The 22,614-nt window shown below is 48.1% G+C and carries 18 protein-coding genes and 5 pseudogenes; 9 read left to right on the top strand and 14 right to left on the bottom strand.

What is annotated here, in order from left to right; genetic code table 11:
- Positions 1–61: 61 nt before the first annotated feature.
- From ABOC21_RS29200 to ABOC21_RS29170, 7 genes and pseudogenes are all read right to left on the bottom strand, one after another.
- A protein-coding gene (locus ABOC21_RS29200; protein WP_426812222.1) for an IS5 family transposase occupies positions 62–906 on the bottom strand; the annotation gives its coding sequence in 2 pieces (ribosomal slippage) (positions 62–561 and positions 561–906; 846 coding nt in all).
- A 160-nt stretch (positions 907–1,066) separates the two neighbouring features.
- Positions 1,067–2,038 carry a ParB/RepB/Spo0J family plasmid partition protein gene (locus ABOC21_RS29195; RefSeq protein ID WP_426815613.1) on the bottom strand — a complete coding sequence of 324 codons (972 nt, stop codon included), beginning with the start codon at positions 2,036–2,038 and terminating at the stop codon, positions 1,067–1,069.
- Entirely contained in the window at positions 2,038–3,204 is a 1,167-nt protein-coding gene (gene sopA / locus ABOC21_RS29190; protein WP_426815612.1) for a plasmid-partitioning protein SopA, read from the bottom strand. Before sopA ends, ABOC21_RS29195 begins: the two co-directional genes overlap by 1 nt.
- Positions 3,205–3,707: 503 nt before the next feature.
- Positions 3,708–4,124 carry a hypothetical protein gene (locus tag ABOC21_RS29185; RefSeq protein ID WP_426815611.1) on the bottom strand — a complete coding sequence of 139 codons (417 nt, stop codon included), beginning with the start codon at positions 4,122–4,124 and terminating at the stop codon, positions 3,708–3,710.
- Between the two features lie 27 nt (positions 4,125–4,151).
- Positions 4,152–4,958: an IS5 family transposase gene (locus ABOC21_RS29180; protein ID WP_426815610.1), complete on the bottom strand. Its 807-nt coding sequence runs from the start codon at positions 4,956–4,958 to the stop codon at positions 4,152–4,154.
- A 239-nt stretch (positions 4,959–5,197) separates the two neighbouring features.
- Positions 5,198–6,146, bottom strand: a pseudogene (locus ABOC21_RS29175) (IS30 family transposase).
- Positions 6,147–6,194: 48 nt separating this feature from the next.
- Positions 6,195–6,428, bottom strand: a complete 234-nt coding sequence (locus ABOC21_RS29170; protein ID WP_426815609.1) for a hypothetical protein — start codon at positions 6,426–6,428, stop codon at positions 6,195–6,197.
- 972 nt (positions 6,429–7,400) lie between these two features.
- On the opposite strand from ABOC21_RS29170, the gene tnpA (ABOC21_RS29165) reads away from it, so the two are divergent.
- Positions 7,401–7,829, top strand: coding sequence for an IS200/IS605 family transposase (gene tnpA, locus ABOC21_RS29165; RefSeq protein ID WP_426815608.1), 429 nt, complete (start codon positions 7,401–7,403; stop codon positions 7,827–7,829).
- A 1,337-nt stretch (positions 7,830–9,166) separates the two neighbouring features.
- Here tnpA (ABOC21_RS29165) and ABOC21_RS29160 read toward each other — a convergent pair.
- The gene (locus tag ABOC21_RS29160) at positions 9,167–10,438 is read right to left on the bottom strand and encodes a DUF1173 family protein (RefSeq protein ID WP_426815607.1); all 1,272 of its coding nucleotides are present in this window, start codon (positions 10,436–10,438) and stop codon (positions 9,167–9,169) included.
- A gap of 251 nt (positions 10,439–10,689) precedes the next feature.
- Positions 10,690–11,472 carry an alcohol dehydrogenase gene (locus ABOC21_RS29155; RefSeq protein ID WP_426812794.1) on the bottom strand — a complete coding sequence of 261 codons (783 nt, stop codon included), beginning with the start codon at positions 11,470–11,472 and terminating at the stop codon, positions 10,690–10,692.
- A 160-nt stretch (positions 11,473–11,632) separates the two neighbouring features.
- Between ABOC21_RS29155 and tnpA (ABOC21_RS29150) the strand changes: the two are divergent.
- A pseudogene (gene tnpA, locus ABOC21_RS29150) lies at positions 11,633–12,060 on the top strand (IS200/IS605 family transposase).
- Positions 12,061–12,235: 175 nt separating this feature from the next.
- Here tnpA (ABOC21_RS29150) and ABOC21_RS29145 read toward each other — a convergent pair.
- Positions 12,236–13,734 (bottom strand): IS3 family transposase gene (locus ABOC21_RS29145; RefSeq protein WP_426815606.1). Its coding sequence is split into 2 segments (ribosomal slippage): positions 12,236–13,311 and positions 13,311–13,734, totalling 1,500 coding nucleotides; the frame shifts between segments, so codons are not numbered across the junction.
- A gap of 228 nt (positions 13,735–13,962) precedes the next feature.
- Positions 13,963–14,994 (bottom strand): IS630 family transposase, encoded by a 1,032-nt coding sequence (locus ABOC21_RS29140; protein ID WP_426812791.1) that lies wholly within the window; start codon positions 14,992–14,994, stop codon positions 13,963–13,965.
- A 136-nt stretch (positions 14,995–15,130) separates the two neighbouring features.
- On the opposite strand from ABOC21_RS29140, the gene ABOC21_RS29135 reads away from it, so the two are divergent.
- The 3 genes from ABOC21_RS29135 (at position 15,131) to ABOC21_RS29125 (ending at position 17,095) form a co-directional block, all read left to right on the top strand.
- On the top strand, positions 15,131–15,625 hold the full coding sequence (locus ABOC21_RS29135; protein WP_426815864.1) for a thermonuclease family protein: 495 nt from the start codon (positions 15,131–15,133) through the stop codon (positions 15,623–15,625).
- 105 nt (positions 15,626–15,730) lie between these two features.
- Positions 15,731–16,441, top strand: coding sequence for a phospholipase D family protein (locus tag ABOC21_RS29130; protein ID WP_426815858.1), 711 nt, complete (start codon positions 15,731–15,733; stop codon positions 16,439–16,441).
- 252 nt (positions 16,442–16,693) lie between these two features.
- Positions 16,694–17,095, top strand: a complete 402-nt coding sequence (locus ABOC21_RS29125) for an H-NS family histone-like protein (protein ID WP_426815857.1) — start codon at positions 16,694–16,696, stop codon at positions 17,093–17,095.
- A 138-nt stretch (positions 17,096–17,233) separates the two neighbouring features.
- Here ABOC21_RS29125 and ABOC21_RS29120 read toward each other — a convergent pair.
- Positions 17,234–17,560: pseudogene (locus ABOC21_RS29120) on the bottom strand (IS1 family transposase); the annotation flags it as partial.
- Positions 17,561–17,676: 116 nt separating this feature from the next.
- Between ABOC21_RS29120 and ABOC21_RS29115 the strand changes: the two are divergent.
- The 4 genes and pseudogenes from ABOC21_RS29115 to ABOC21_RS29100 all read left to right on the top strand — a co-directional run bounded on the left by ABOC21_RS29115 (position 17,677) and on the right by ABOC21_RS29100 (position 20,966).
- Positions 17,677–18,609, top strand: coding sequence for an IS5 family transposase (locus ABOC21_RS29115; RefSeq protein ID WP_426815856.1), 933 nt, complete (start codon positions 17,677–17,679; stop codon positions 18,607–18,609).
- 520 nt (positions 18,610–19,129) lie between these two features.
- Positions 19,130–19,750 (top strand): DUF2913 family protein, encoded by a 621-nt coding sequence (locus ABOC21_RS29110; RefSeq protein ID WP_426815855.1) that lies wholly within the window; start codon positions 19,130–19,132, stop codon positions 19,748–19,750.
- Between the two features lie 284 nt (positions 19,751–20,034).
- Positions 20,035–20,587, top strand: a pseudogene (locus ABOC21_RS29105) (helix-turn-helix domain-containing protein); the annotation flags it as partial.
- A 64-nt stretch (positions 20,588–20,651) separates the two neighbouring features.
- Entirely contained in the window at positions 20,652–20,966 is a 315-nt protein-coding gene (locus tag ABOC21_RS29100; protein WP_426815854.1) for a hypothetical protein, read from the top strand.
- 492 nt (positions 20,967–21,458) lie between these two features.
- Here the strand turns inward: ABOC21_RS29100 and tnpA (ABOC21_RS29095) are convergent, their stop codons facing one another.
- On the bottom strand, positions 21,459–21,887 hold the full coding sequence (gene tnpA, locus ABOC21_RS29095; protein ID WP_426812394.1) for an IS200/IS605 family transposase: 429 nt from the start codon (positions 21,885–21,887) through the stop codon (positions 21,459–21,461).
- 102 nt (positions 21,888–21,989) lie between these two features.
- A pseudogene (gene traF, locus ABOC21_RS29090) lies at positions 21,990–22,562 on the bottom strand (conjugal transfer protein TraF); the annotation flags it as partial.
- Between the last annotated feature and the right edge of the window lie 52 nt (positions 22,563–22,614).

Below are 22,614 nucleotides of genomic sequence, written 5' to 3'. Positions count from 1 at the left end.
GTATTTCGACACCGTCGGTGACCAATGATGCCAAAGGGGCCTCTGAGCTAGGCTGTGTCCCTTAATTACATAACCTCTTGTAAAACAATCGGATGCAACCCAGTTTCACCATCGCCAGATAATTCCTCGCCGTTTTGTCGTAACGTGTGGCAATGCGGCGGTATTCTTTCAGGCGACCAAAGCACCTCTCAACAACATTGCGATTGCGGTAGGCTTCACGATCGAGTGGTGAACGACCATCTGTGGCCATTTTTTCATTGGATTTACGCGGGATGACAACTTTTATCCCTCTTCTTTTCAGTTCGTTACGTAACGCATGTCCGGAGTAGGCTTTATCAGCCAGTACTGCATGACCACGGCGCTTGATACTTCCGTTCTGGCGCTGAACACCGATACCGTCCAGAAGACGTTGTGCAAACTGGCTTTCGTGAGCCTGACCGGGACTCAGTACGATGTTTAACGGCAGACCACTTCCGTCTGTCGCCAGATGAATTTTGGTGCCAAAACCACCGCGAGAGCGACCCAGCCCATTATCTCCGGTGATATCGGGTTGTTTTTTTGCGCACCGGCAGCACATTTCAGCGCCCGGATATTGCTGCCATCCAGTGCAGTGGCCGACCAGTCCACGAGGCCATGTGCATCCAGAGCTGAAAGTAACTTGTTGAAAATAATGTTAATCACACCCGATTTTGACCATCGGTTAAAGCGGTTATAAACGGTCTTCCATGGGCCGTACCGTTCAGGTAAATCACGCCATGGTGCACCTGAACACAGCACCCAGAACATGCCGTTGATGATCATACGATGCTCCGCCCACGGACGCCCGGCCTGTGGAGAGGCAGACGCTGCTGGCAGAAAGGGTTGGATGATAGTCCATGCTTCATCGGGAATGTCGTAGCGAGCCATAGTTTAATATGTTGTGGAAACAGACAGTTACTATAGCTCAGGTGATTACGGGACACAGCCTAGTACAGGTTATAAGGAAGTGAGAAAACGTCTTGTTAAACTCCTCGCTAACATGCCCATTGCTAACTAATTTTATTAAAATTCTCCACCGTTCTGGATGTTATGGGGCTGTAGATCCCAGATCTTTCAAAATGGCTTCAATTCTTTCAATACATTCTGCAGGCAAGCGCGTTCTGTCGAGGTTCAGTATAACTTTATCTCCCTTATAAAGCGCTGATGCACCTGGTGCGTATTGATACCGCGAGCTCAGATTAGATCTGACCGCTGGTGTATTTTTCAGAACAGCTGTCAGCAGAGAAATAACCTCATCGGTTTCAAAAATCACCCCCGCTTTCTTTTTCCCATGCAGGTCAGCAGCCTGCTCTATTAGTAATTCCTCTTTATCGGTAAAAGCTTTAAAGAGGGCTTCACCTGCACGGGCTGAAAGTTCGCCAGGATGAGAGAAGAGGGCGACAACCGATTTTGGCAGTCGGGATGTGTTGATACAGCGACTGATAATCTTGCGCGAGATATTTTCTGCTTCGGCAAGTGCAGAGATATTGCCGGAAAATTCATTCTGCAAGCGATTTGCATAGCGATGGCCACGTTCATAGGCGCTGGTTGGACGATAGTCATTACCTAGCCGTGACAGCGCCGTCATTTGCTCATCATCAAGGTCGCCGACAAGGATCCGATAGTCACTGGATGTCAGGATGGCAGCTTTGCGGCGACGACTGCCATCCGCAATCTCAATAACACCTGAAACCCGGCGTCCGAAAGCAGGTGTTTGCTGGCCTGCCAGTAAAAAAGAAGGGATCAGGTCGTCCAGAGCGTCTTCTGTAAGAAGCTCCTGATCACGTTCATTACCTGACCAGACTCTGGAGCTACCTTCAACCGAGCTACCTGGGATGACTTCCAGCGTAAATTTGACTTCTAGCCCACATACAGGCAGAGTGATTGCATTTCCACGGGCCATTGCCCCAACACGTGCAATCAACGAATCAACCATTGGCGCGGCCGGAGCAGGGGACGTTAGCACTTCCGCAGATGCGAGACTGGCAGTATGTTTTGGAATGACGGGTGCACGTTTCATTATCTAATCTCCCAGCGCGGTTTAATCAGGCGATCAAAAATTTCATTGCAAACTGGCTCCCAGATAGACAGTGCATTACGCCAGGCGCCAGTGGAAGAACGCTGATCGATAGCCTGTTCGAAAACCGTTCTCATACGGATCTGACCTTTACCGACTTCATCCGTTTCGCGGACAACATTTTTCAAAACCATACTCCCCCACGCATCTCGGATCTGCTCTTCCATCCAGGGAGACTGCGAACCATTGTTGTTAGAGTACTTAGTTAACAGGATGCGGACATCCGGCTCAAATCCCTTCAAATCAACGTTCTTCAATAAGTCACGCAGCATGTCAAAAAACTGCAGAGCGGAGGTGTAATCGAACAATTCAGCAGGCGTTGGTACAATCAACACGTCGGCCGCACAAACCACATTGATAGTACCTATACCCAGGTTGGGTGCACTGTCGATGACGATGACATCATAGTCGTGAGCCACTGTTTCAATAGCCAAACGTAGCATCAAATGCGGATCGGTTGGCAGTTTTCCTTCATCAAACTTTCCCATTAATTCGGTTTCAATCCGGTGTAATGCCAGGCAGGACGGAATGATATCGAGACCCGGCCAGCAGGTTGATTTTACCGCATAGCTGGCATCATCTTTTTCGCCAAGATAGAAGGGGAGTAATGTGTCCTCAGCATGAATATGGAGATCGGGTACCCATCCGTGATACATCGATGCTGTTCCCTGTGGGTCGTTGCCTTCAACAAGCAAAACACGTAACCCTTTCAGAGCAAGATCTTGAGCAAGGTGAACAGAAACCGAAGTTTTATAAACGCCACCTTTGTGAGCGGCTACACCGATAACCGGTGGGAAGGCATCTTCGGAACGCCGCAGACGGGTACCAAAAACATCCCGCATATGATTGATTTGTTCGATGGTATAGCCGACACGTTGTTCAACTCTACCGCGCGTTTCAAGATCGGGGTGTGGCAGACGGCCAGCTTTCTCAGCATCCCTGATAGCCTGAGATGATACCCCAACCAAATCAGCGGCTTCACCTATTCTCCAACGGCGGGTAATTTTGCGTGCCTCAGGGCTGTCGTCCTTGAACTGGGCAATCGCAATTGCCTTTGTCATTCCATGGCCAGCTGTTATGCACTGGTTAAGCGTATCCATTAGTCCCATATTGAGCATCCTTCAATCATCACTTTGCATCGTTTTATTAAATCTTGGAATTTAATGCAAAGCAACAATAAAAACGCAAAGCAAACTAAAACATGCAAAGTTGCTCACAAGACAGGCAATTGTAAGTATAGGTTAGATGAGATTTCACGGATACTGCGTACCGCAGTCAATAATAGTTACTGCCGCTCGCCGCAGAACGCTTTCTCGCTCCGTGAGAAAGCGTTCTGGAAGCGGAAAAGAGCTGAGATCTTACTGAAAGCACTGACGCACTGCTCCAATTACGCTCACCAAAACTTTCCTGTTGTGAATATTCACTGTGGTATGCAATATATTGACTTGGGTAGGGCATTCCATTATTCAGAGTGAGCAGATATTGCCGATGCAGGTCACGTACTACAGTGAACTGGGCAGCCTAGCGGCTGCAAATTGAAAACCCCGCCGTCTGCCTGACGCTGAGTTGCCATACTCTGTGTGAAATATGTATGCTCTGAATACATATTTTCTTAAGAGCCTATCCCATTAGGGCTATCTCGCTTGCCATTTTGAACCAGGGCAGTGCTCAAACTGTCTGCGCCAATAACGCCTACTGGGATAGGGCCTAAGGACCTTTCTCCATGATGATCCGTCATCAAATTAATCGCACCTTCCTTAAGCTGAATCTCATCAAAGCGTTGTGCTGCATTGACATTGGCCGGGCAACGCAAAATAAACGATACCGGATATTCCAGTTCACCGACGACCTCTGCAAATTCACAAAAGAAGTAATCCATGTTCTCAGCGAAAGCTGTTCGTTCAGCCTCCAGAAAATCCTGTATACCGGCCCATCTGATAGAATCCTTGTTTACGACACAAGCAGCGCCCCCAAACCCGTCAGGCCGTTTTGAGTTACTGCAAGTAAAAGCAATCTTGAACTCTATCAATTCGTTCCGGTCGAAGGCAATAAGAGGCTATCCCAATAGGTGCTTATTCCAGACAATGACAACGCAGACAAAATGCAGCATGGCTTCGTAGTTCCCGACTTTTTTCTCCCACCGCGTCAGTATCCGCCGGAACCGGTTCATCCAGCTATGCGTTCTCTCCACTACCCAACGGTGCGCTTTAAATTCTGTCGTTCTGAGGGCTTCTGACTCCTCTTTCCGTGACTGTATATGAGGTTCATACCGACGAAGCTTCAGATATGCCGCAAGCCATTCGGCTTCATAACCTTTGTCCATACACAGTCTGAACCTTTTACCGGGTCGGCCCGTCTGAAGTGCATCAGGCGTGTCTGCAACTAACCGGATATCGTGAGTATTGGCTCCGCTGACAACGACTGAGAGTGGCAGACCGTTACCATCGGTCATCAGACTGCGTTTTACTCCCTGTTTTCCCCGGTCAGTGGGGTTGCGCCCCGTTTTTTTTGAGCCTGAAAGCGGCGATTTTGTCATGCAACCATCCATCGACAACCATGACCAGTCAATGGCATCAGGCTTCTCACAGGCCAGCAATCCGTTCTGCCAGAACCGCTCGAAAACGCCGGCATCCCGCCACTCCTGGAAACGACGATGGGCTGAGCTTGATGAGCAAATACCTGTCACATTCAGCGCATTCCACTGACACCCTGTTCTGAGCACGAAGAAAATGGCGTTCATCGCGGCACGATTATCAACACGCCTGCGATGCGTGCCCAACGGATGGTTGGTCTTGTGTTCCGGGAGCAGTGGAGCCATTTTTTCCCAGAGTTCATCGCTAATCTGCCATTTAATGCCTGCCATGCTTTTCCCTCATCAATTACCGTAACGCAGTATACTGCAATTCCTTTTGGGATAGGCTCTAAGAGCAGCCTGAGCAAACAGCGCAGCATTTCAGAATTAAAATTTCCGGCATCACTGTGAACAAGGAAACCTTCCGGGCATTCATCACCGTCAAAGTCCCAGTCGCAGTCTTCTGAAATTTCATTAACGGTTCTGTCAGGATGATTCAGGACAGGCGGATTCAAGTTCGAAGTGCAACGCTAAGCCGCCTTTCTTAACTCTGCAAAGACCACTGAAGGCTGCCGGAATTTGAGGCATTTTCGTGGCCTGCTGTTCAGGGCTCCCTGGTACTTGCGGGAGCTCATCATCCGTCACTGCTGTCAGGTCAGTTCCTTTGGGGATAAACTGCCTCAACAGCCCATTGGTATTCTCATTTAGCCCACGTTCCCACGAAGCATAGGGGTGAGCGAAGTAGGTTTCCGTTTCCAGGGCCGCTGCGATCTCTTTGTGCTGAGTAAACTCCCCGCCATTGTCGAACGTGATGGTATGGCAGACATCTTTGTAGCCGCTCAGCATCGAGATAATGGCTGTGGCCACTTCGGCTGAATCTTTCGAAAACACCTTTTTCGTCAGATAAATACGGCTTTTACGCTCGACCAGCGTCACGATGGCTCCGGTGCCTTGTTTACCCAGAACCAGATCCGCTTCCCGGTCACCCAGTCGGGTACGAGCATCAACAACGGCCGGTCTCTGTTCGATGGATACGGCGTCAGGTATCGGACTTCGCTTTTTACCATAGCCTTTGCGATAGCGGCGTTTACCCTGCCGGAGGAGCCTGTATAGTTCGCCGCCACTGGCTTTATCAGCCTGAACATGCTGGTAAATCCACGCGTGACTAACCGGCCTGCCGATGATACGGCCAACGGCGCTGATCTGTTCCGGACTCCACAGCCAGTTTAGCGCAGCCTCGACAAAGAAGACCGTATCCTCGTGCATCCTGCGTTTGCCGGCCGCTTTACGGCGGCTGGTACTGAGCTTCTGTGCCGCGGCTGGCTGGTAGCCATCTACAGAACGATTACGACGCAGTTCCCGCGAGACCGTTGATTTGCTGACGTCTAAGCGGCGGGCAATCTCTGCCTGACTCACTTAATCTTCACACAACAGGGCTATCTGGTATCGTAACCCTTCGGTTAGCTGCTGATATTTCATAGTGACTCGCTCATCTTTGGTCGGAAGAGCAGGATAGCTTATCGGCAGCTAACCGTCCCTCCATCCACATGACCGAGCGTTGCACTTATTATCTGAATTCGCGACACAGTGACGTACAATACGTTCCACTTCAGAAAGTCCGTCCGTGTTCTCACAGGAAATGAGCTTTTGAATAAAGTCATCATCAGGTACGAATAATGCATACATTGCTTCTGATAAAATAGCGCTTTGTTCAGGTTTTGTTTCAATGATAAAAGCGGATTCAGAATAATAGTCAGCCATTTGAAACCTCGTATATATATGGTGGAAAGAAGTTAATCAGGTAGTGACTTCATCATACTAAATAAAATCACCTCATCAAGAGGGTATTTGCCCTGAAAGCAATACTATTTAAAATTAATTCTGTAATTTCTGGGTGTTTATATAAGAAACTTATGCAGTCAGAAAAAAACCAATAAATTAAGCAAGTGAAGCTGAAATTAAAATAAAGTCATCCCCTTGATTAATTGTTTGTATTTTAACCTGCTTTGAAAGTGATTTTTTAATGGCAGTGCAGATAAACAGACGTTAAATTCCATACTGGTGAGTGTCCTGATGACATAATCAATTTCATTCAGTAACTATGCCCGTGAGGTACAGCAGATATAATCCTTTCCGTATGTGGTGATCCAGAATGACGACCACCAGACCCTGACCATCTGGTAAAGATCGTGCGTTGAAAGTCCTCGTCCATGTATATCATTGCGCCAGTCCTCTAATCAGAGTTTATGTTGTCCTCGACGACAGAAGGAAAGGCAGTTCCTGCATTTTTCATTGATTAATAATGCCTTTAAATTCAGTGATTTAGACTCCTTATCGGTCTGGTGCTCAACCCTCTGGTCATGGATTCTGTCACGGTGTTCGCGGCGTTGTAAAATCCTGTTCTGCAAGCCAGGGAACAGGGTAACAGCCAGATTCCATGACAGGGGAAAAGCTAATTTTTGCCCGTGATTCAATCAGAATATCTAACGCCCGGATATATTCCGTTTTAGTTGAGCCGCCGCGACAGGATGGATCATAAGAAGCATCGAACAGGCGAAGGTCTGTGGATGAAATCTGGGCTTCCCGGTTCGCGTGGTAAAAAATGCTTTTGCATATGCGAAGTCACCTAATTAAATCCGGTAAACCCCCGGCTTTGCCGGGGGACTCCGAAAGGTTTGACCTTTAAGTCAGTCGCGCGAATCTGAAATCTCCGCCAAGAGATGAGGATTTGTGATGAGAGACTATCAGAGCTTAAGCCATACGAAATGGGACTGTAAATATCACGTGGTTTATATCCCTAAACGCCGGAAGCAGCGGTTATATGGTGCGCTGCGGCATGAGTTGGGAAAAATATTCCACGAGCTTGCGAGCCAGAAGGGCAGTCAGATTCTGGAGGGGCATCTGATGCGCGATCATGTCCACATGTGCATCAGCATACCGCCAAAGTACTCGGTATCGACAGTAGTCGGCTATCTGAAGGGAAAAAGTGCGATAGCGATAGCACGACACTTCGGCAGAGGTAAAAACTTCACCGGTGAAGTTTTCTGGGCTCGAGGTTATTTCGTTTCAACCGTTGGTTTGGATGAAGCCACGGTCAGGGCGTACATACGCAACCAGGAGAGAGAAGACGAACGATACGATCAAATGAAACTGAACGTATAGCAGCCGCCCTGGGCGGCTCATGGTTTGTCGGCGCCTTTGAGGCGCTCACCCTAAAGCCTCCGGCTCTGCCGGAGGATACTTACTTTTTCCGGCCGCTCGACGATTTTCTACAGAAGCGATTGAAGCCATTGTACATTGTTGATTAATTCCAACCGCAACCAGTGCCGTACATCCCATGAATTATAATTCTCATAATTAAAAACGGGTATACGTACATCATACCAGGTTCAAAGGGCTATGTGAGAGTTTATTTTCAGATGCACGCATACGCATTACAAATACAGTTCATGATTATTCAATGTTTATGAACTGCATCTCGTAGAGGTCTCACGCAGATACAAACCACTGATTGACACTCCATCGGTGGCGGCATAATTCACACAGAAACTACCATCTGTAAAAGATACGAGTATGTTTGCAATTAACACACGCAATACCTTTGGCTACGGGCCGAAACATAGCATTTTGCTAAATATATTTACCTGGATGTATAACCCTGTGTGGATGCGATACAGCGGTGACGGAAAATAACAAAAAAATCATTCATCTTTGATTGTAACTACATGATCATATTTTACGCTGGCGATCGAATACACAATACCTGCAAGCGACTGGTAATTGTTAATTTCTCTGTTAATCTTCCAAAAACCGGCAAAGGATTCTACTCACCAGGGGTGGTTTGTTGAATGTGGAGCACTCGCCCCTTTGCCGGTGTGACTCTTCCCGGCTGAACCCGACACCTCTGACGCTGGAAGACTTCATATCAAGACCTGCTCATTTCGTTTAGCACGACAAATCTGCCGAATTTCCGATATTTTCCCGGTTTTCTATGTGACAGTGTCACTTGCGCGGAGAGACTGGGTAGTTACAACCCGGAATGGTGACACACAGAAACTGATAGCAGGCAAACAGTAACTTTTTGGTTTCACTCTCAAGAAAAATGAAAAGGTATTCCATAAAAAGCATCAACCTCCGAGCGGAAAGCTAAATTCAGACTGGCAGGATTTTGGCGATCGGACAGCGGTTTGACTGAAATTCGCCCGTTATTTAACACTTCGAATAATTACCATTATTCCATGTGTTAAGTGCCGGTGCAGATGAAGAGGGCGGTTAGATGCAGCCAACACACAGGACAAGAAAGCTACTTTTCAGGGGAATTTCAGCCAGGTAGCGCTACGTGAAATCTGAGAAAAAATGAAGGGGTGAGTACGTCAGATTTTACGTAGCGTACGCATCGAAAACGGTCTGTTTTCTGAGCATGACATCGCCAATTGCAGGCGAATAAGCGAAACGGGGCGAAAAAAGGAAAGGGCCGAAGCCCTTATTGCATGTCGGCGTTAACTTCCGGCTTTTGCTGGCAGCGGCGGGAGGGGGCCTGCAGGGGCAACCCATGATGCCCAACCGTGCTTACCATAGCGTTCATTATAGTAACTCTCTTTGATCGCCTTTCGTGCGAGATAGGATGCGGTATCCATGCCAAATACTTCGATGGGGAACAGTTCAGGGCTGTTTATATCCGTCAGGCAAAAATCCGGGAAAACATCGTTATTGGACGCATCATAACGTAATGGCTTGATAAATGCTCTGTTCTGATTATGCAGATATTTCAGCATGGTCAGTTCATAGGCCGAATCTGCGGGGATCCATTCATCATCAACGTTCATCAGCGCTATTTGCAATGGTTTAAGATACAAAGTATCTTTTCCCTTGAACTGCCCTAAATCACCGACTGAAATGCAGATAACGTTGCCACCTGCCCGCCAGTTTGCTATTTCTGATGTGAAACGTTTCTCCAGTAATGACCAGTCGGAACTCTCCATCAGAACAACCGGAACGCCACCAAAATATTTCAGAGGTAATCTTTTAGATTCGTTTGAATGCTTTTCCGGGTTGTAATTTGACAGCGCATTCACACAAATCAGACGCTCTTTATTATTAAGAACCTGAGCCGCCAATTTTTCATTAACAGCACATTGCGCAGATGAAGAGTAGGCACCCGTCAATAAATGTTCGCTTAGCGGATGAGAAGAAATTTTAATTTTATTGGCTGATTCCCGGATAAGGCTGAAAATTTTGAGGGGATTACGTTTTCCGGCCATTTTCGGGTACCAGCGATTCAGCCCGCTGTCATCCCAAAGGAACTGCAGAAGGCCCAGCAATGACATGCTATTCTGCGACACGCCCCCTGGTGTATTCCGGTTATCTGACGGGACGATAGAAGAGGGGACCGAATCAGAAGAGGATAAAGCAACATCCAGTCTGATGCCAAATCCGCCATCCTTAAGATCTTTTATCACCCCGTGTGTATAGCATTTTAATCCTGAATTATCTTTACCCAGGGTAAAGAAGACACAGTCAGGAGAATGCTGTCCACCCGTATTCGGATACCGGGCAAGGAAATAGGTGTCTCCACCGGTATGATATTTTACGGCAAGGAACTTAGTCCCTTTGCCTTTACATGTACAGGATACCTTTGCTTCAACAGATGCATGTGCTCTCGACAAAACGGCATACCAGCTTTTTTTAAATTCCTCTTTTGTCTGAAAATCGCGTGTATACCTTTTTCTCTCAGGCCCATATGATATAAGCACGTCATGTATGGCAGACATAACCCCTCCTTTTAATTCAGCGCCCATGTGAATTTTCAGCATCTGAAACTTAATATCATACAGATTGACACAAAAGCACGACATTTATAAAGTGCTATACACATGATACTTCAAGTTGCAGTTTGTTAAGTTCATTCCCTTATATTAATCATTCACTCTGTAACTGATTAAGGATTTGGTGCATGGCCGCCTTTTAGCAAAGCAGATTTTTGGATTTCTTTATTCAATAAAACCAAATCCACCTCAACCCGCTACACTACCGCAACATATTTTATGCCATTGTTATTCTCTTTTAACGTTTCAAGCGTCTGTGGAATGTCATCAAACGCAACGGTTTGAATAAACGGCATAATCAACTCGCAGCGACCGATCTGTTGCAGCATGTTTTCGCCGGCTTGACGTAACCGACTCCACTGTACATTGCTACCGTATGCATGAATGGCTGCCAGAGCAATTTCATGAAGCGAGATACTGGTCGTGAACGGTGGTAATGGCGCTTTTTCCAATCTGTCCTGAATACATACAAGATGGCCGTAATAACCCAGTAATCCCGCCAGAGATAGTGCATTTTGCTGATTGACGGTATCGAAAGCAGCGTACAGCGGTTTTTCGCCCAGTGCGCGATTCAACTCATCTGTCCATGACCTATGGCCATAGTCAAAGCACTGGATGACCCCATGGTTGAGCAATTTTTGATGATGCCTGCCGCTGGCGGTGACATAAACATTAGCGCCTGCCTGAATAAGCATCTGTGTTAACAGGCTGCCAGCACTACCACCGGCACCGCTGACAAGCACGTTCTCACCAGAGAGATGAGGGACTTTTTGCACTGCCTGCCAGGCCGTCAGACCCGGGCAGGGTAACGCTGCCGCGCTGATATCACTGATATGCTCGGGAACAGAAATAACTGCATGAGCGTTGACTATTGTATGGCGGGAAAAACTGCCGTCGAATCGAAGATCGGTATGGTACATTACCCGAGAACCAAGGCGCAGATGCGTGGCGTTTCGGCCTGTGGCGGCTATGACACCCATACCATCTACACCTGGGATTTGGTCAATTTGCCAGATATCTGATAGACCATTCAGTAATTAAATCCGGTAAACCCCCGGCATTGCCGGGGGACTCCGAAAGGTTTGACCTTTAAGTCAGTCGCGCGAATCTGAAATCTCCGCCAAGAGATGAGGATTCGTGATGAGAGACTATCAGAGCTTAAGCCATACGAAATGGGACTGTAAATATCACGTGGTTTATATCCCTAAACGCCGGAAACAGCGGTTATATGGTGCGCTGCGGCATGAGTTGGGAAAAATATTCCACGAGCTTGCGAGCCAGAAGGGCTGTCAGATTTTGGAGGGGCATCTGATGCGTGATCATGTCCACATGTGCATCAGCATACCGCCAAAGTACTCGGTATCGACAGTCGTCGGCTATCTGAAGGGAAAAAGCGCGATAGCGATAGCACGACACTTCGGCAGAGGTAAAAACTTCACCGGAGAAGTTTTCTGGGCACGAGGATATTTCGTTTCAACCGTTGGTTTGGATGAAGCCACGGTCAGGGCATACATACGCAACCAGGAGAGAGAGACGAACGATACGATCAAATGAAACTGAACGTATAGCAGCCGCCTTGGGCGGCTCATGGTTTGTCGGCGCCTTTGAGGCGCTCCCCCTAAAGCCTCCGGCTCTGCCGGAGGATACTTACTTCCAGTCTACAGGATTGATGCCAATAGCCCGATTCTCAATCAGCACCTGATCATCGCGGTGCGTGTCAAGGTAGTTGTCGCCTCAGTTGATTCATGCGGCCCGCGTTTCCCGCTCCGGATTTAGCCACACTTCTTCCTGCCGGCTCCAGTTTCGCGTTGCCCCTGACCAGCGGTGCGGATGCTGCTTTTTCGCGGCCTCGTACACCGATTTTCGCTGTGACAGAAGTTGACGGTCTTCGCCTCTGTGCCGCTGACCCGGCGTCACATAGCGGATACCGCTGTGCCGGTGCTCTTCGTTGTACCAGCCGACGAAGCCTTCCACCCAGGCACGGGCCTCTTCCAGCGACGCGAAGCCCTTCTCAGGCCACGCCGGGACGTATTTCAGCGTCCTGAACAGCGACTCCACGTGGGCGTTGTCGTTGCTTACCCGTGGCCGGCTGTGCGACGCGGTTATCTTCAGTTCCGCAAGCTTCACCTGCAGCACCTGTGACTTCATGGGGGCCCCGTTATCCGCATGCAGCACCAGTGGCTCCTGCCAGCAACGCTCGCTCAGCACTGTCCGCTTTACCAGCTCTGCCGCATATTCCCCGCTTTCTACCGGATGCACTTCATAGCCCACGATTTTGCGGCTGAACACGTCTTCTGTCAGATACAGGTAGAACCAGTGGCCCGCCGTCAGCGACTTCAGCCACGTGATGTCCCACGACCAGACCTGGTTCGGCGCTGTTGCCTTCCAGGTCGACAGCGGCCTGCTTTGTGGAGCCTGCTGACGTCCCCGGTGACTGACTTCGCCGTAACGCCGCAGTACCCGGTAAAACGTCGATTCACTGGCGATGTAACGACCTTCATCGGCCAGCACCGGGACGATTTGTGCCGGTGGCAGACTGGCGAACCGGGGTTCATGACAGACAGCCAGCACCAGCTGCTCCTCTTCAGCGCTGAGCCTGTTCTTCGGCACCGGCCGGGGGGCAGCGGGACGCCGGTCATCAGAGCTGCGTTGCCAGCGCTGGCGAGTCCGTTCGCTGATACCCACACACTGACAGGCTGCGTGCTGCCGGGCGCCGGCATCAAGGGCTTCCTGCACCATGGACATCAGCTGTAATCTGTCGGCCGCGGGTGTCATTCGTCCTCGCGTTCTTCGGCGAAGAACGCCTTCAGCTTTTTTTCCAGAATGAGCAGCGCCGCGGCTTCAGCCAGCGCCTTGTCCTTGCGGGCTATTTCACGGTTAAGTTGCTGAATTTCTTTTTTCTGCTTTTTAATCAAGGCTCTTTCTTCACGCTGACCGGGCTGCATAAATTCGTCCCTCCACTGCTGAATTTGCTCAGGATAAAGACCTTTACGGCGACAGTATTCAGCCACAGCATGAGCAGAAAGCGGTGCGGTTTCAACGAGAACGGCAAAGCGGGCGTCCTGCGACCATTCTGGCGTTGACTGACTTTCCGCTACACGAACGCCAGCCTGAGTACGCCAGGCATAAAGCGTATTGGCCGGGATCCCCTCAGAACGGGCTAACTGAACGACCGGTTGATTATGTGGCGGCATCATTCTGGCGATCAGAGCGGCTTTACGCTCAGGTGAATAAGTGTTCATTATTGTCCTCTCCGGCCCCCGGAAATTTTTCTGTCAGAGGCGACAACTACCCTGACATGGGGGGATCGCCAGGTTCCTGTAAGACTTTTTCGTGGCGAACAAGCAGGAGTGGAGATACTTGTTTTTTCCACAGAAAGGCTTCGGTTTCTATCATTGATCAGTCCTCTGGTTTTGGTGAAAGGACAAATTAAACAGCGCCTGAGCGTGAATACAATTTCATTTACCCAATCATACCGAAGATGCTGGTCTGAGTGTCTGGAAATTATCGTTAATCCGACAGGTCAGTTGCCCGGCTATCACTGGCAGGGTATCGCTGAAAAATCCGTTTATTGCCGCCCGGAAGGCCTTCGCCGTGGCAAAATACCGGTTGTTCCGGGCATGCTCATTCATGACCTTCCACAACCGCTCAATCGGATTCAGATTCGGGCTGTAAGGAGGCAGGTAGTGCAGTTCAATATTCATCACCACCGCCCAGTCCTGCACCAGTGAGGCACGGTGATACGGTGCACCATCCAGTATAAGATGCACTTTCTGCCTGACCGGGTAAGTCTGCCGGATAGCGATGAAAAACTCACAAATGGTTCTGGCATTAATCTGCGCATAATCGCAGGTCACTGTCCGGGCGATGTCGTTCAGGCTGAGTGCCCCGATGATATTCATCCGGGTACGGCTGCCGGTGGTTTTAACCGCTTTGCGCTCACCCCGGCGTATCCAGCCACCACTCAGTTTCGTTGACTGCGTGGGATGCACCGCATCCATAAACAGGATGGGTTCGCTGTCACCCGCCGTCAGCTTCAGAGCCTCATATTCAGCCATGAACTGCTGCTGTTTTTCTTCGCTGAACTTATGCGGGACGCCCGTCGGCTTTTTCCATGAAAAACCATTGCGGTGAAGCCACTTGTTCATCCCCGGAATGGAGTAAGACACACCGAAACGCTCGCTGACGAGGGCAACAATACTGGCTGTACTCACATGTACGTCATCGGTCAGCAAACAGATTAACTCTGCTGAGTGCGCAGAACTGAGATGCTCCTGAGAACCACCGTTTTCAGAGGTCAGCTTACCCTCATCAAGATAATCCGCGATATGGCGCAGGACGGTGGTCTCATGGATAAGCTGGGACTGCGCAATCATGGTCGTTGACCAGCCCTGAGCAGAGAGGAGTACGCAGCGAATTCTGTCGCAGACACGGCGGTCACGGCTTAGGCGGTGCTGAGCCTCAAGGGCTGCAATCTGTTCGGGTGAGAGTCTGATGTTCATGAATTAAGCATGATCCCCTGACTGCATGAAATCAAGCAGTTTCAATGATCACGGGTATATATACGTCGAAAGTCACTTTTCACTTTCATTCTGCTCTTTACGACACAACGATGACATTATCACCCAGAGAAATATGATGCTTATTCTCCCGCTATCGAAGGTTACGTTATACTCCTTTATCACCCTTATATTTTGGGGTCCCCTGACATCTTATGCCGATACCTTTTCTGCTAAAGTAGTCCGTGTTATTGATGGAGATACCGTCCAGGTCTATGACGGTACTCAACAAACAAAAATCAGGTTGTATGGTATTGATGCGCCCGAGAGTAATCAGGCTTTTGGTCAGAAGTCCAAGAATTTGATGATCCAGCTTGCAGCAAACCAGGTTGTTGATATTGAGGATTATGGGCAAGACGTTTATGGACGCACGCTCGGCACTCTTTTTCTGAGTAATCGGGATCTGAATGCCGTGATGATATACGAAGGCATGGCATGGGCATATCGCTACCAGGGCCGCGTAACCGTCCCGCAATATGCTGCTCTTGAACAGAATGCCCGGGGCACCGGTAAGGGCTTGTGGGCAGATCCACACGCCATAGAGCCACGACAGTGGCGGAAGGCGAACGATTAACCGATACATTTTTTTATAGAGCTGGACGCTACTTTTCTGGAACCTTAAAAGTTACTTTTTAGGTTGAGTCTGGCACTCCGCATTTTTTAAAACTAAGGTTTCTATATGGTACAAATCCTTAACACTACTGGTTTGAATTATCACCTTGAACAAACCATTTGTAATGCTGAAGAACGTATTATTTTAATCAGCCCTTATCTGAAACTGAGCGCCCGGATCAGAGAGCTTATCGAAGACAAAAATCGAATGAAGGTTGATATCAGGATAATCTACGGAAAATCGGAATTAAACCCTAAAGACCATGAGTGGCTTGTCAGTTTGCCATATGTTCGACTTAGCTTCTGCCAAAACCTGCATGCAAAATTTTACGCAAATGAAAGCCAAAGCCTGATTTGCAGCCTTAATCTCTACGACTTCAGCCAAATCAATAATCATGAACTGGGTGTCTTAATCGTTAAAGAAGAAGACAGGGATGCATACAACTCTTCGATTTCCGAAGCGCAGCGGCTGATCAGGATCAGTACTGAAAACATTCCATTGCCGACATCTTTGAAAACCGAAAACCTGGAACCCAAAAAAGTTATTGATACAACGAAAGACGATAAAAAGGGATCAGAAGCTTCAACAGAGGCACCTGAATCTCTGCCTGCAGAAACCGCTGATGCATTGGGTAATGATGATTCAACAGTAGCCGAATCCGGGAATAAACTGACGTCATCTAATCTGACGAAAAACAGAAAATGCCCTTGTCTGAGTTATATACAAAGTTGGTCAGTACCGGCTTTCTCAGAGAAACTGAGGGTAAGTATGAATTAACGCCAGAAGGTATTTCTGCTGGAGCTGAATGCAGACCTAATCGCCATAAAAGGGTGAAACATATTTTTGTGGCCCTCTGATTTTTTCTGTCATTTAAAGCATGCATATTTAAATAAGAAACACCAGTCATTGGCGGCGTTACGTTTTGAATTAATTCCTTAAAAAAAATTTAATAAGATTCCTTGCTGAACCATAGGAAGATAATTTACAGTTGTCGTCTAGCCACACAACAGATACATAAATGAGGTCATAATGAGCGAGACACTAAATGTCCTGAATAACATCCGCACACTTCGCGCTCAGGCACGAGAGGTGTCATTGGATGCGCTAGAAGAAATGGTTGAAAAACTGACCATTATCGTCGCTGAACGACGTGAGGAAGAAGAGGCTTACGCCACTGCCAATCGGGAACGTTTACAAAAACTGGAACAATATCGGGCACTCCTGATAGAAGACGGTATCGACCCGGCTGAATTGATTAACTCTCCTGCAGCCACTAAAAAAACTCGCAAAGTGCGCGAACCACGTCCGGCAAAATATAAGTATACAGATTCCACAGGTGAAGAAAAAACCTGGACAGGTCAGGGGCGCACACCGGCACCAATCAAAGCACAGCTTGATGAAGGGAAGTTGCTCGAAGACTTCCTGATCTAATTGTCACAGACGGTAACTTGTACTAAAGCCACCTAAGATACAGGTGGCTTTTTTATAACTGCCGACCTTGTAGGATAGTCTGTATTCCGTTTATTTTTATGTTATTCCTGCCGTGTAAGAATGGGTCGTGACGCAGATTTAGTGGTAGTGGTTGATTGTCAGATACCAGCCGATGATCTTGTCGTGCATCTCTTCAGACTTTGAGAAGCATATGGTTTTGCGGGTAAGCCGCTTAAGGTGTGTCCGCAGGTTCAGATTATGTCGCTCTATCCGCTGGGTGTATTTCTTGCTGATAACATGACTGGTTGAGGACAATAAAGTTCGGTATACCGGCCAGGCATCGGTCATGTAGAAGGCAATGCTAAACTGGCTCAGCAAAACCAGAAGACGCTTTAATGTCAGCGCATTTCGTAGGCCAAATACATGGGCGATGACGCGCTTTCGGATGCGGTCATAGGCGTAAAATGTATTAGCTCAGATTTGACCTGACACGCCTATGCCACAGAGCCAAATCTAAGGAAGGTGCGATTTAATCGTCAGTTATGAGAACATAACCCTCTCTTTGCCATAGACTTTTCACGATGCCAGCGTTTTCCAGTTATTCCTCCCGCAAAAAACAGTTCCTCGACCGTATGGATGTTCTCGTCCCATGGCTCGATATCGCTGATATTCTGCTCCCGTGGTATCCCTCGTCCCGACGGGGACGCAGACCTTTTCCTCTGCTGCTCATGCTGCGCATTCACTGCCTGCAACTCTGGTTTGACCTCAGTGACAGTGCTGCCGAAGATGCCCTCCATGACATGCTGCCATTTCGTCAGTTTGCCGGTATCGACTGCTGCGTCCCCGACCGCACCACCATCATGAATTTCCGTCATTTTCTGGAGAAACATAATGCCGGTGAACAGGTACTGTCCCTGATTAACCTTAAACTGAAGCAGGCAGGACTGATGATGCGTAAGGGCGTGATTATCGATGCCACCATCATCTCCGCTCCCTGCTCTGTGAAAAATAAATCCGGGCAACGTGACCCGGAGATGCACCAGACCCGTAAGGGAAATCAGTGGTACTTCGGTATGAAAGCGCATATTGCGGTTGATGCCGCGACAGGCCTGACTGAAAAAGTGGTCACCACCGCCGCAAATGAGCATGACCTTAATCAGGCGGAAAATCTGATTACGGAGCCTGTGGAAGTGGTGTTTGCTGATGCCGGATACAGGGGGGCGGAAAAGCGGGAGTCACTGAGCGGGCTGTCAAAATACTGGTTTATTGCGAAAGGCCCGCTTGCTGTAAAAGAAATGAAACAGCATCCGCGTCGGAATAAACAGGCACTTCATGATGAATTTGTGAAAGCCAGTATCAGGGCGAAGGTTGAACATCCGTTCCGGATACTGAAATGCCAGTTTGGTTTCAGAAAGACCCGATTACGGGGTCTGAGGAAAAATCACAACCGGCTGTCAATGCTGTTTGCGATGGGGAATCTGGTTCGCGCAGCGCAACTGGCGGGAATAGCGTAAATAATGTGCAAAATGAGGGTGTTCTTTGCCATTCATTGAATAATGGAGAGCAAATATTCACCAGTACAAAGTGCTCGTAGACGTCTTACAGAGAGAAAATACAGCTCAGCGAAGAACCCCGCTGAACCCCACCGATTAAATCGCACCTTCCTTAGAGTACAAAGGTCTTATAACAGCCGGTTTGGTTGTTTTCCTGGTTGTTTAACCTGGGTGACCCTGAGGCATCTAGCCACCTATTATGTGGCTCGTAAGATACAGAGTGCGCACAGGGATGGCCGCGTTGTGGATGACCATCCAGAAATCACTCAGTGGCTTAGATGCAAGTGCCTTGCGTTCTTCTGGTTGCATCTTATTGCTTTGGTAGTCATATCATACGGCTCAATACGTTTTTTCTTGCTGGTATATCTGCCATGATGTGATTCAAACCCTTCACCGTTGTCATGGAGGCGCTGGTGTTAACGCCTGAGGTACGTTAGGGGCTCTCTTGTGGTATTCTCCTTCTTTCACCAGCTGCTGAACTATGACGGAGACATCTTTGACTGTTCTATCTACCAAACGGCCAGATACAGAACTGGCGCACTTTTCATGGTGTATCCTGACCGCTGTTGGGTTTGCTCGCAAAGAAGGAAAGATACAGTCTTCGCTACAAATCCATATGTTTATTATGCAATGGTTGTCTACTGCCCAGAAACGTAAATTGTTTCCCAGGTCATTAGCACAGGATATTCTCTGGTTACAGGAACAGGGTAAGCATAGAGGCCCGTCTGCACGCCTGTATCAAAAGGTTGAATATATATGGCTGGCAAGCTCAGGTGAGTTTACAAAGCAGAGTACCTTATTCCGGTTTACCTGCATGATTGACACACTTCGAACTATGGGGTGGCAGGATTATCTGCTGTCGGATACAGACTGGCAGAATGGCTGGACATCTGGCCCCGGAACACCTTCTATCTATACCCAGAAATCCACGCTTTCAGATTTATTTACTCAATCTGGAACGCTCATCCAGCCCCTTAGCATACGCCTGTCCGGAAGTACTGACGGCATATTTCCCTTGCTAGAGCAGTGCAGGCTAAGTTACGTGTCTCAACCTGCAACCCAGGGATTTTCCGTGCTGCAGCTAAATGCTGATACGAAATAATGAGCACGGTATCTGCTAAGCGTTTTTCCAGCTCACTACTGATAACGATACCCAGTGTTGTACCCATGGTCCTTAGCCACATGTCCAGGTCTGCGAATAGCCAGACATTTCTAATTAGCCAGATATGTTAAAAAAATACGCACCAGATAAAATACAATATATTCAATGACTTAATGCGCATAATGTACGTTATGTTAAATTTAGTCTGTATATATATGGGTCTTCCCTTGTTGTGGTGGCTGAAGGCATGATAATGGCGTATTAAATCGCCAGAGGTCACCACCATGGACGAAAAGTCCCTCTATGCACATATCCTCAACTTGTCAGCTCCGTGGCAGGTAAAGTCTCTTTCTCTCGATGAAAATGCCGCTTCTGTTACCGTTACTGTCGGGATCGCTGAAAATACTCAGTTAACCTGTCCGGCCTGCGGGAAATCCTGCCCCGTTCACGATCACCGGCATCGTAAATGGCGCCTGCCAGTTCGCCACAATAGTTGAATCCAGTGTGCCCCGTGTTATATGTCCGAAGCATGGATGTCAGACTTTGCCTGTTCCGTGGGCGGGGCCCGGCAGCCGGTATACGCTGCTGTTCGAATCATTCGTGCTTTCATGGCTGAAAATCAGCACTGTTGATGCAGTCAGGAAACAACTCAAACTGAGCTGGAATGCCGTTGACGGCATTATGACCCGCGCGGTTAAACGAGGTCTTGCACGGATAAAAAAGCCGTTAGCAGCCCGGCATATGAATGTGGACGAGGTCGCTTTTAAAAAAGGACATCATTATATAACGGTAATCTCCGATCGTGACGGGCGGGCGCTGGCTTTAACGGATGATCGAGTATACAGTTACCATTTCAGACACTACCCTCTCACTTTGTAAGTCTTGCTTCAGGGTTAATGCTATGAATGTCCAAAAGAGTTATCAAACTGTCAGCCACTACCATTTTGATTGGTTGACCCCGACTGGCGACTACCCCAAATCTGCTATTATGGTAGTTGAATGCAAGGATGGTCGGTGGATGATAGTTCAGGAGTTTGGGGAAGATTATGGCTGCTTCGAAGGTGTGCTGAAGAATGAAAGCGATCTTATCACCAAGCCTACTTTTTATCCCGACTTGCGGAGTGCAGCTATCTCCGGTTTTGGTATGATGAAGCAATTATACTCACTGTACGATGATAATCTCTTTAATGAATTCCTTTTAGAAATTACGGAATAGGCATTTATATGACCAATATCCTTATTCCCGATTGCCTTGTAATGTTAAATAATCTCTTACAGGCTATTGAGAATGCCCCCGTTGAGTGCGATGGTCATACATTAATGATAACCAGTGCTCTAAATCATGCAGGCATTTCTCATCAACGAATGTGCGGGGTAGTTAAAAACCAAAAAAAAAATTTGAGTTATATCCACATCTCTGGATTCAGATAGGCGAATTTACTCTGGATTACCGACTCAGGATGTGGGTTGGGTTTTATTCCGGTGAAAAACTAGCAGAGGATGCCCCTCACGGGATATTCCATGTTCGAGGGCTTGAGTATCAATACGCTTCTGGTACCTTTTGCCCACCAGCAGAGCTTGACTTTAATTTATTGAACTTTATGAGTGATGGCTTTTACGGAAAAGTAAGTATCCTCCGGCAGAGCCGGAGGCTTTAGGGTGAGCGCCTCAAAGGCGCCGACAAACCATGAGCCGCCCAGGGCGGCTGCTATACGTTCAGTTTCATTTGATCGTATCGTTCGTCTTCTCTCTCCTGGTTGCGTATGTACGCCCTGACCGTGGCTTCATCCAAACCAACGGTTGAAACGAAATAACCTCGAGCCCAGAAAACTTCACCGGTGAAGTTTTTACCTCTGCCGAAGTGTCGTGCTATCGCTATCGCACTTTTTCCCTTCAGATAGCCGACTACTGTCGATACCGAGTACTTTGGCGGTATGCTGATGCACATGTGGACATGATCGCGCATCAGATGCCCCTCCAGAATCTGACAGCCCTTCTGGCTCGCAAGCTCGTGGAATATTTTTCCCAACTCATGCCGCAGCGCACCATATAACCGCTGCTTCCGGCGTTTAGGGATATAAACCACGTGATATTTACAGTCCCATTTCGTATGGCTTAAGCTCTGATAGTCTCTCATCACAAATCCTCATCTCTTGGCGGAGATTTCAGATTCGCGCGACTGACTTAAAGGTCAAACCTTTCGGAGTCCCCCGGCAAAGCCGGGGGTTTACCGGATTTAATTAAGAATCTGGCTTTGTTCATGACAGTACTGGCAGGTGCTCTGGAAAAAGAAAAACAACCCGCCCTTCTGGAAAATGGAGGTCAGTGCTTTTTGCTGATTATCTTCAAGACCGGCCCGGTGTGCATTTAAAGCAACTGTTTCAGTCGGCTGTCGTCTCTTTTCTGACATCATCGGATTACTGATGAAATAATCCCGGGTACGGTCAGAGAAACGGGTGGCAATATCAAGCATTAAACGTTGCGCAGTATAATAACGGGACAGGTTTTCATCTGTCGGGTTATCCATTGCTGCATAACGGAGATTAAGCAGGTTTTCTTTCAGCCACCGGGAATCCAGCTTAAGTTCTTCATTCTTGTCCTGAGACGGCGAACCCGTTAAAGGCTGTTGCGGTTGTTCTTCTTCATCCTCAACCGGCTCTTTATCGTTATACCAGAAGAAACCTTTTTTCAGTGCCTGGCCGGAAACAAAAGGTGTATTCCCGACATACTGTGTTTCAGCCATGCTCATAGTGGAAAGCACCAGCAACGAACTAATGGCGGTTTTAAGGAAGAAAGTTTTTATGATCTGCATATGCTACCCCTCGATGGTTAGCATTATCATCCCATAAAAAAAAATTCGATTT

Origin of the sequence: Klebsiella sp. WOUb02, assembly GCF_050058015.1 — a bacterium.
GTDB lineage: Bacteria > Pseudomonadota > Gammaproteobacteria > Enterobacterales > Enterobacteriaceae > Klebsiella.
Note: the sequence above shows the minus strand (reverse complement) of the source record. Positions and strands in the feature narration are given on the sequence as shown.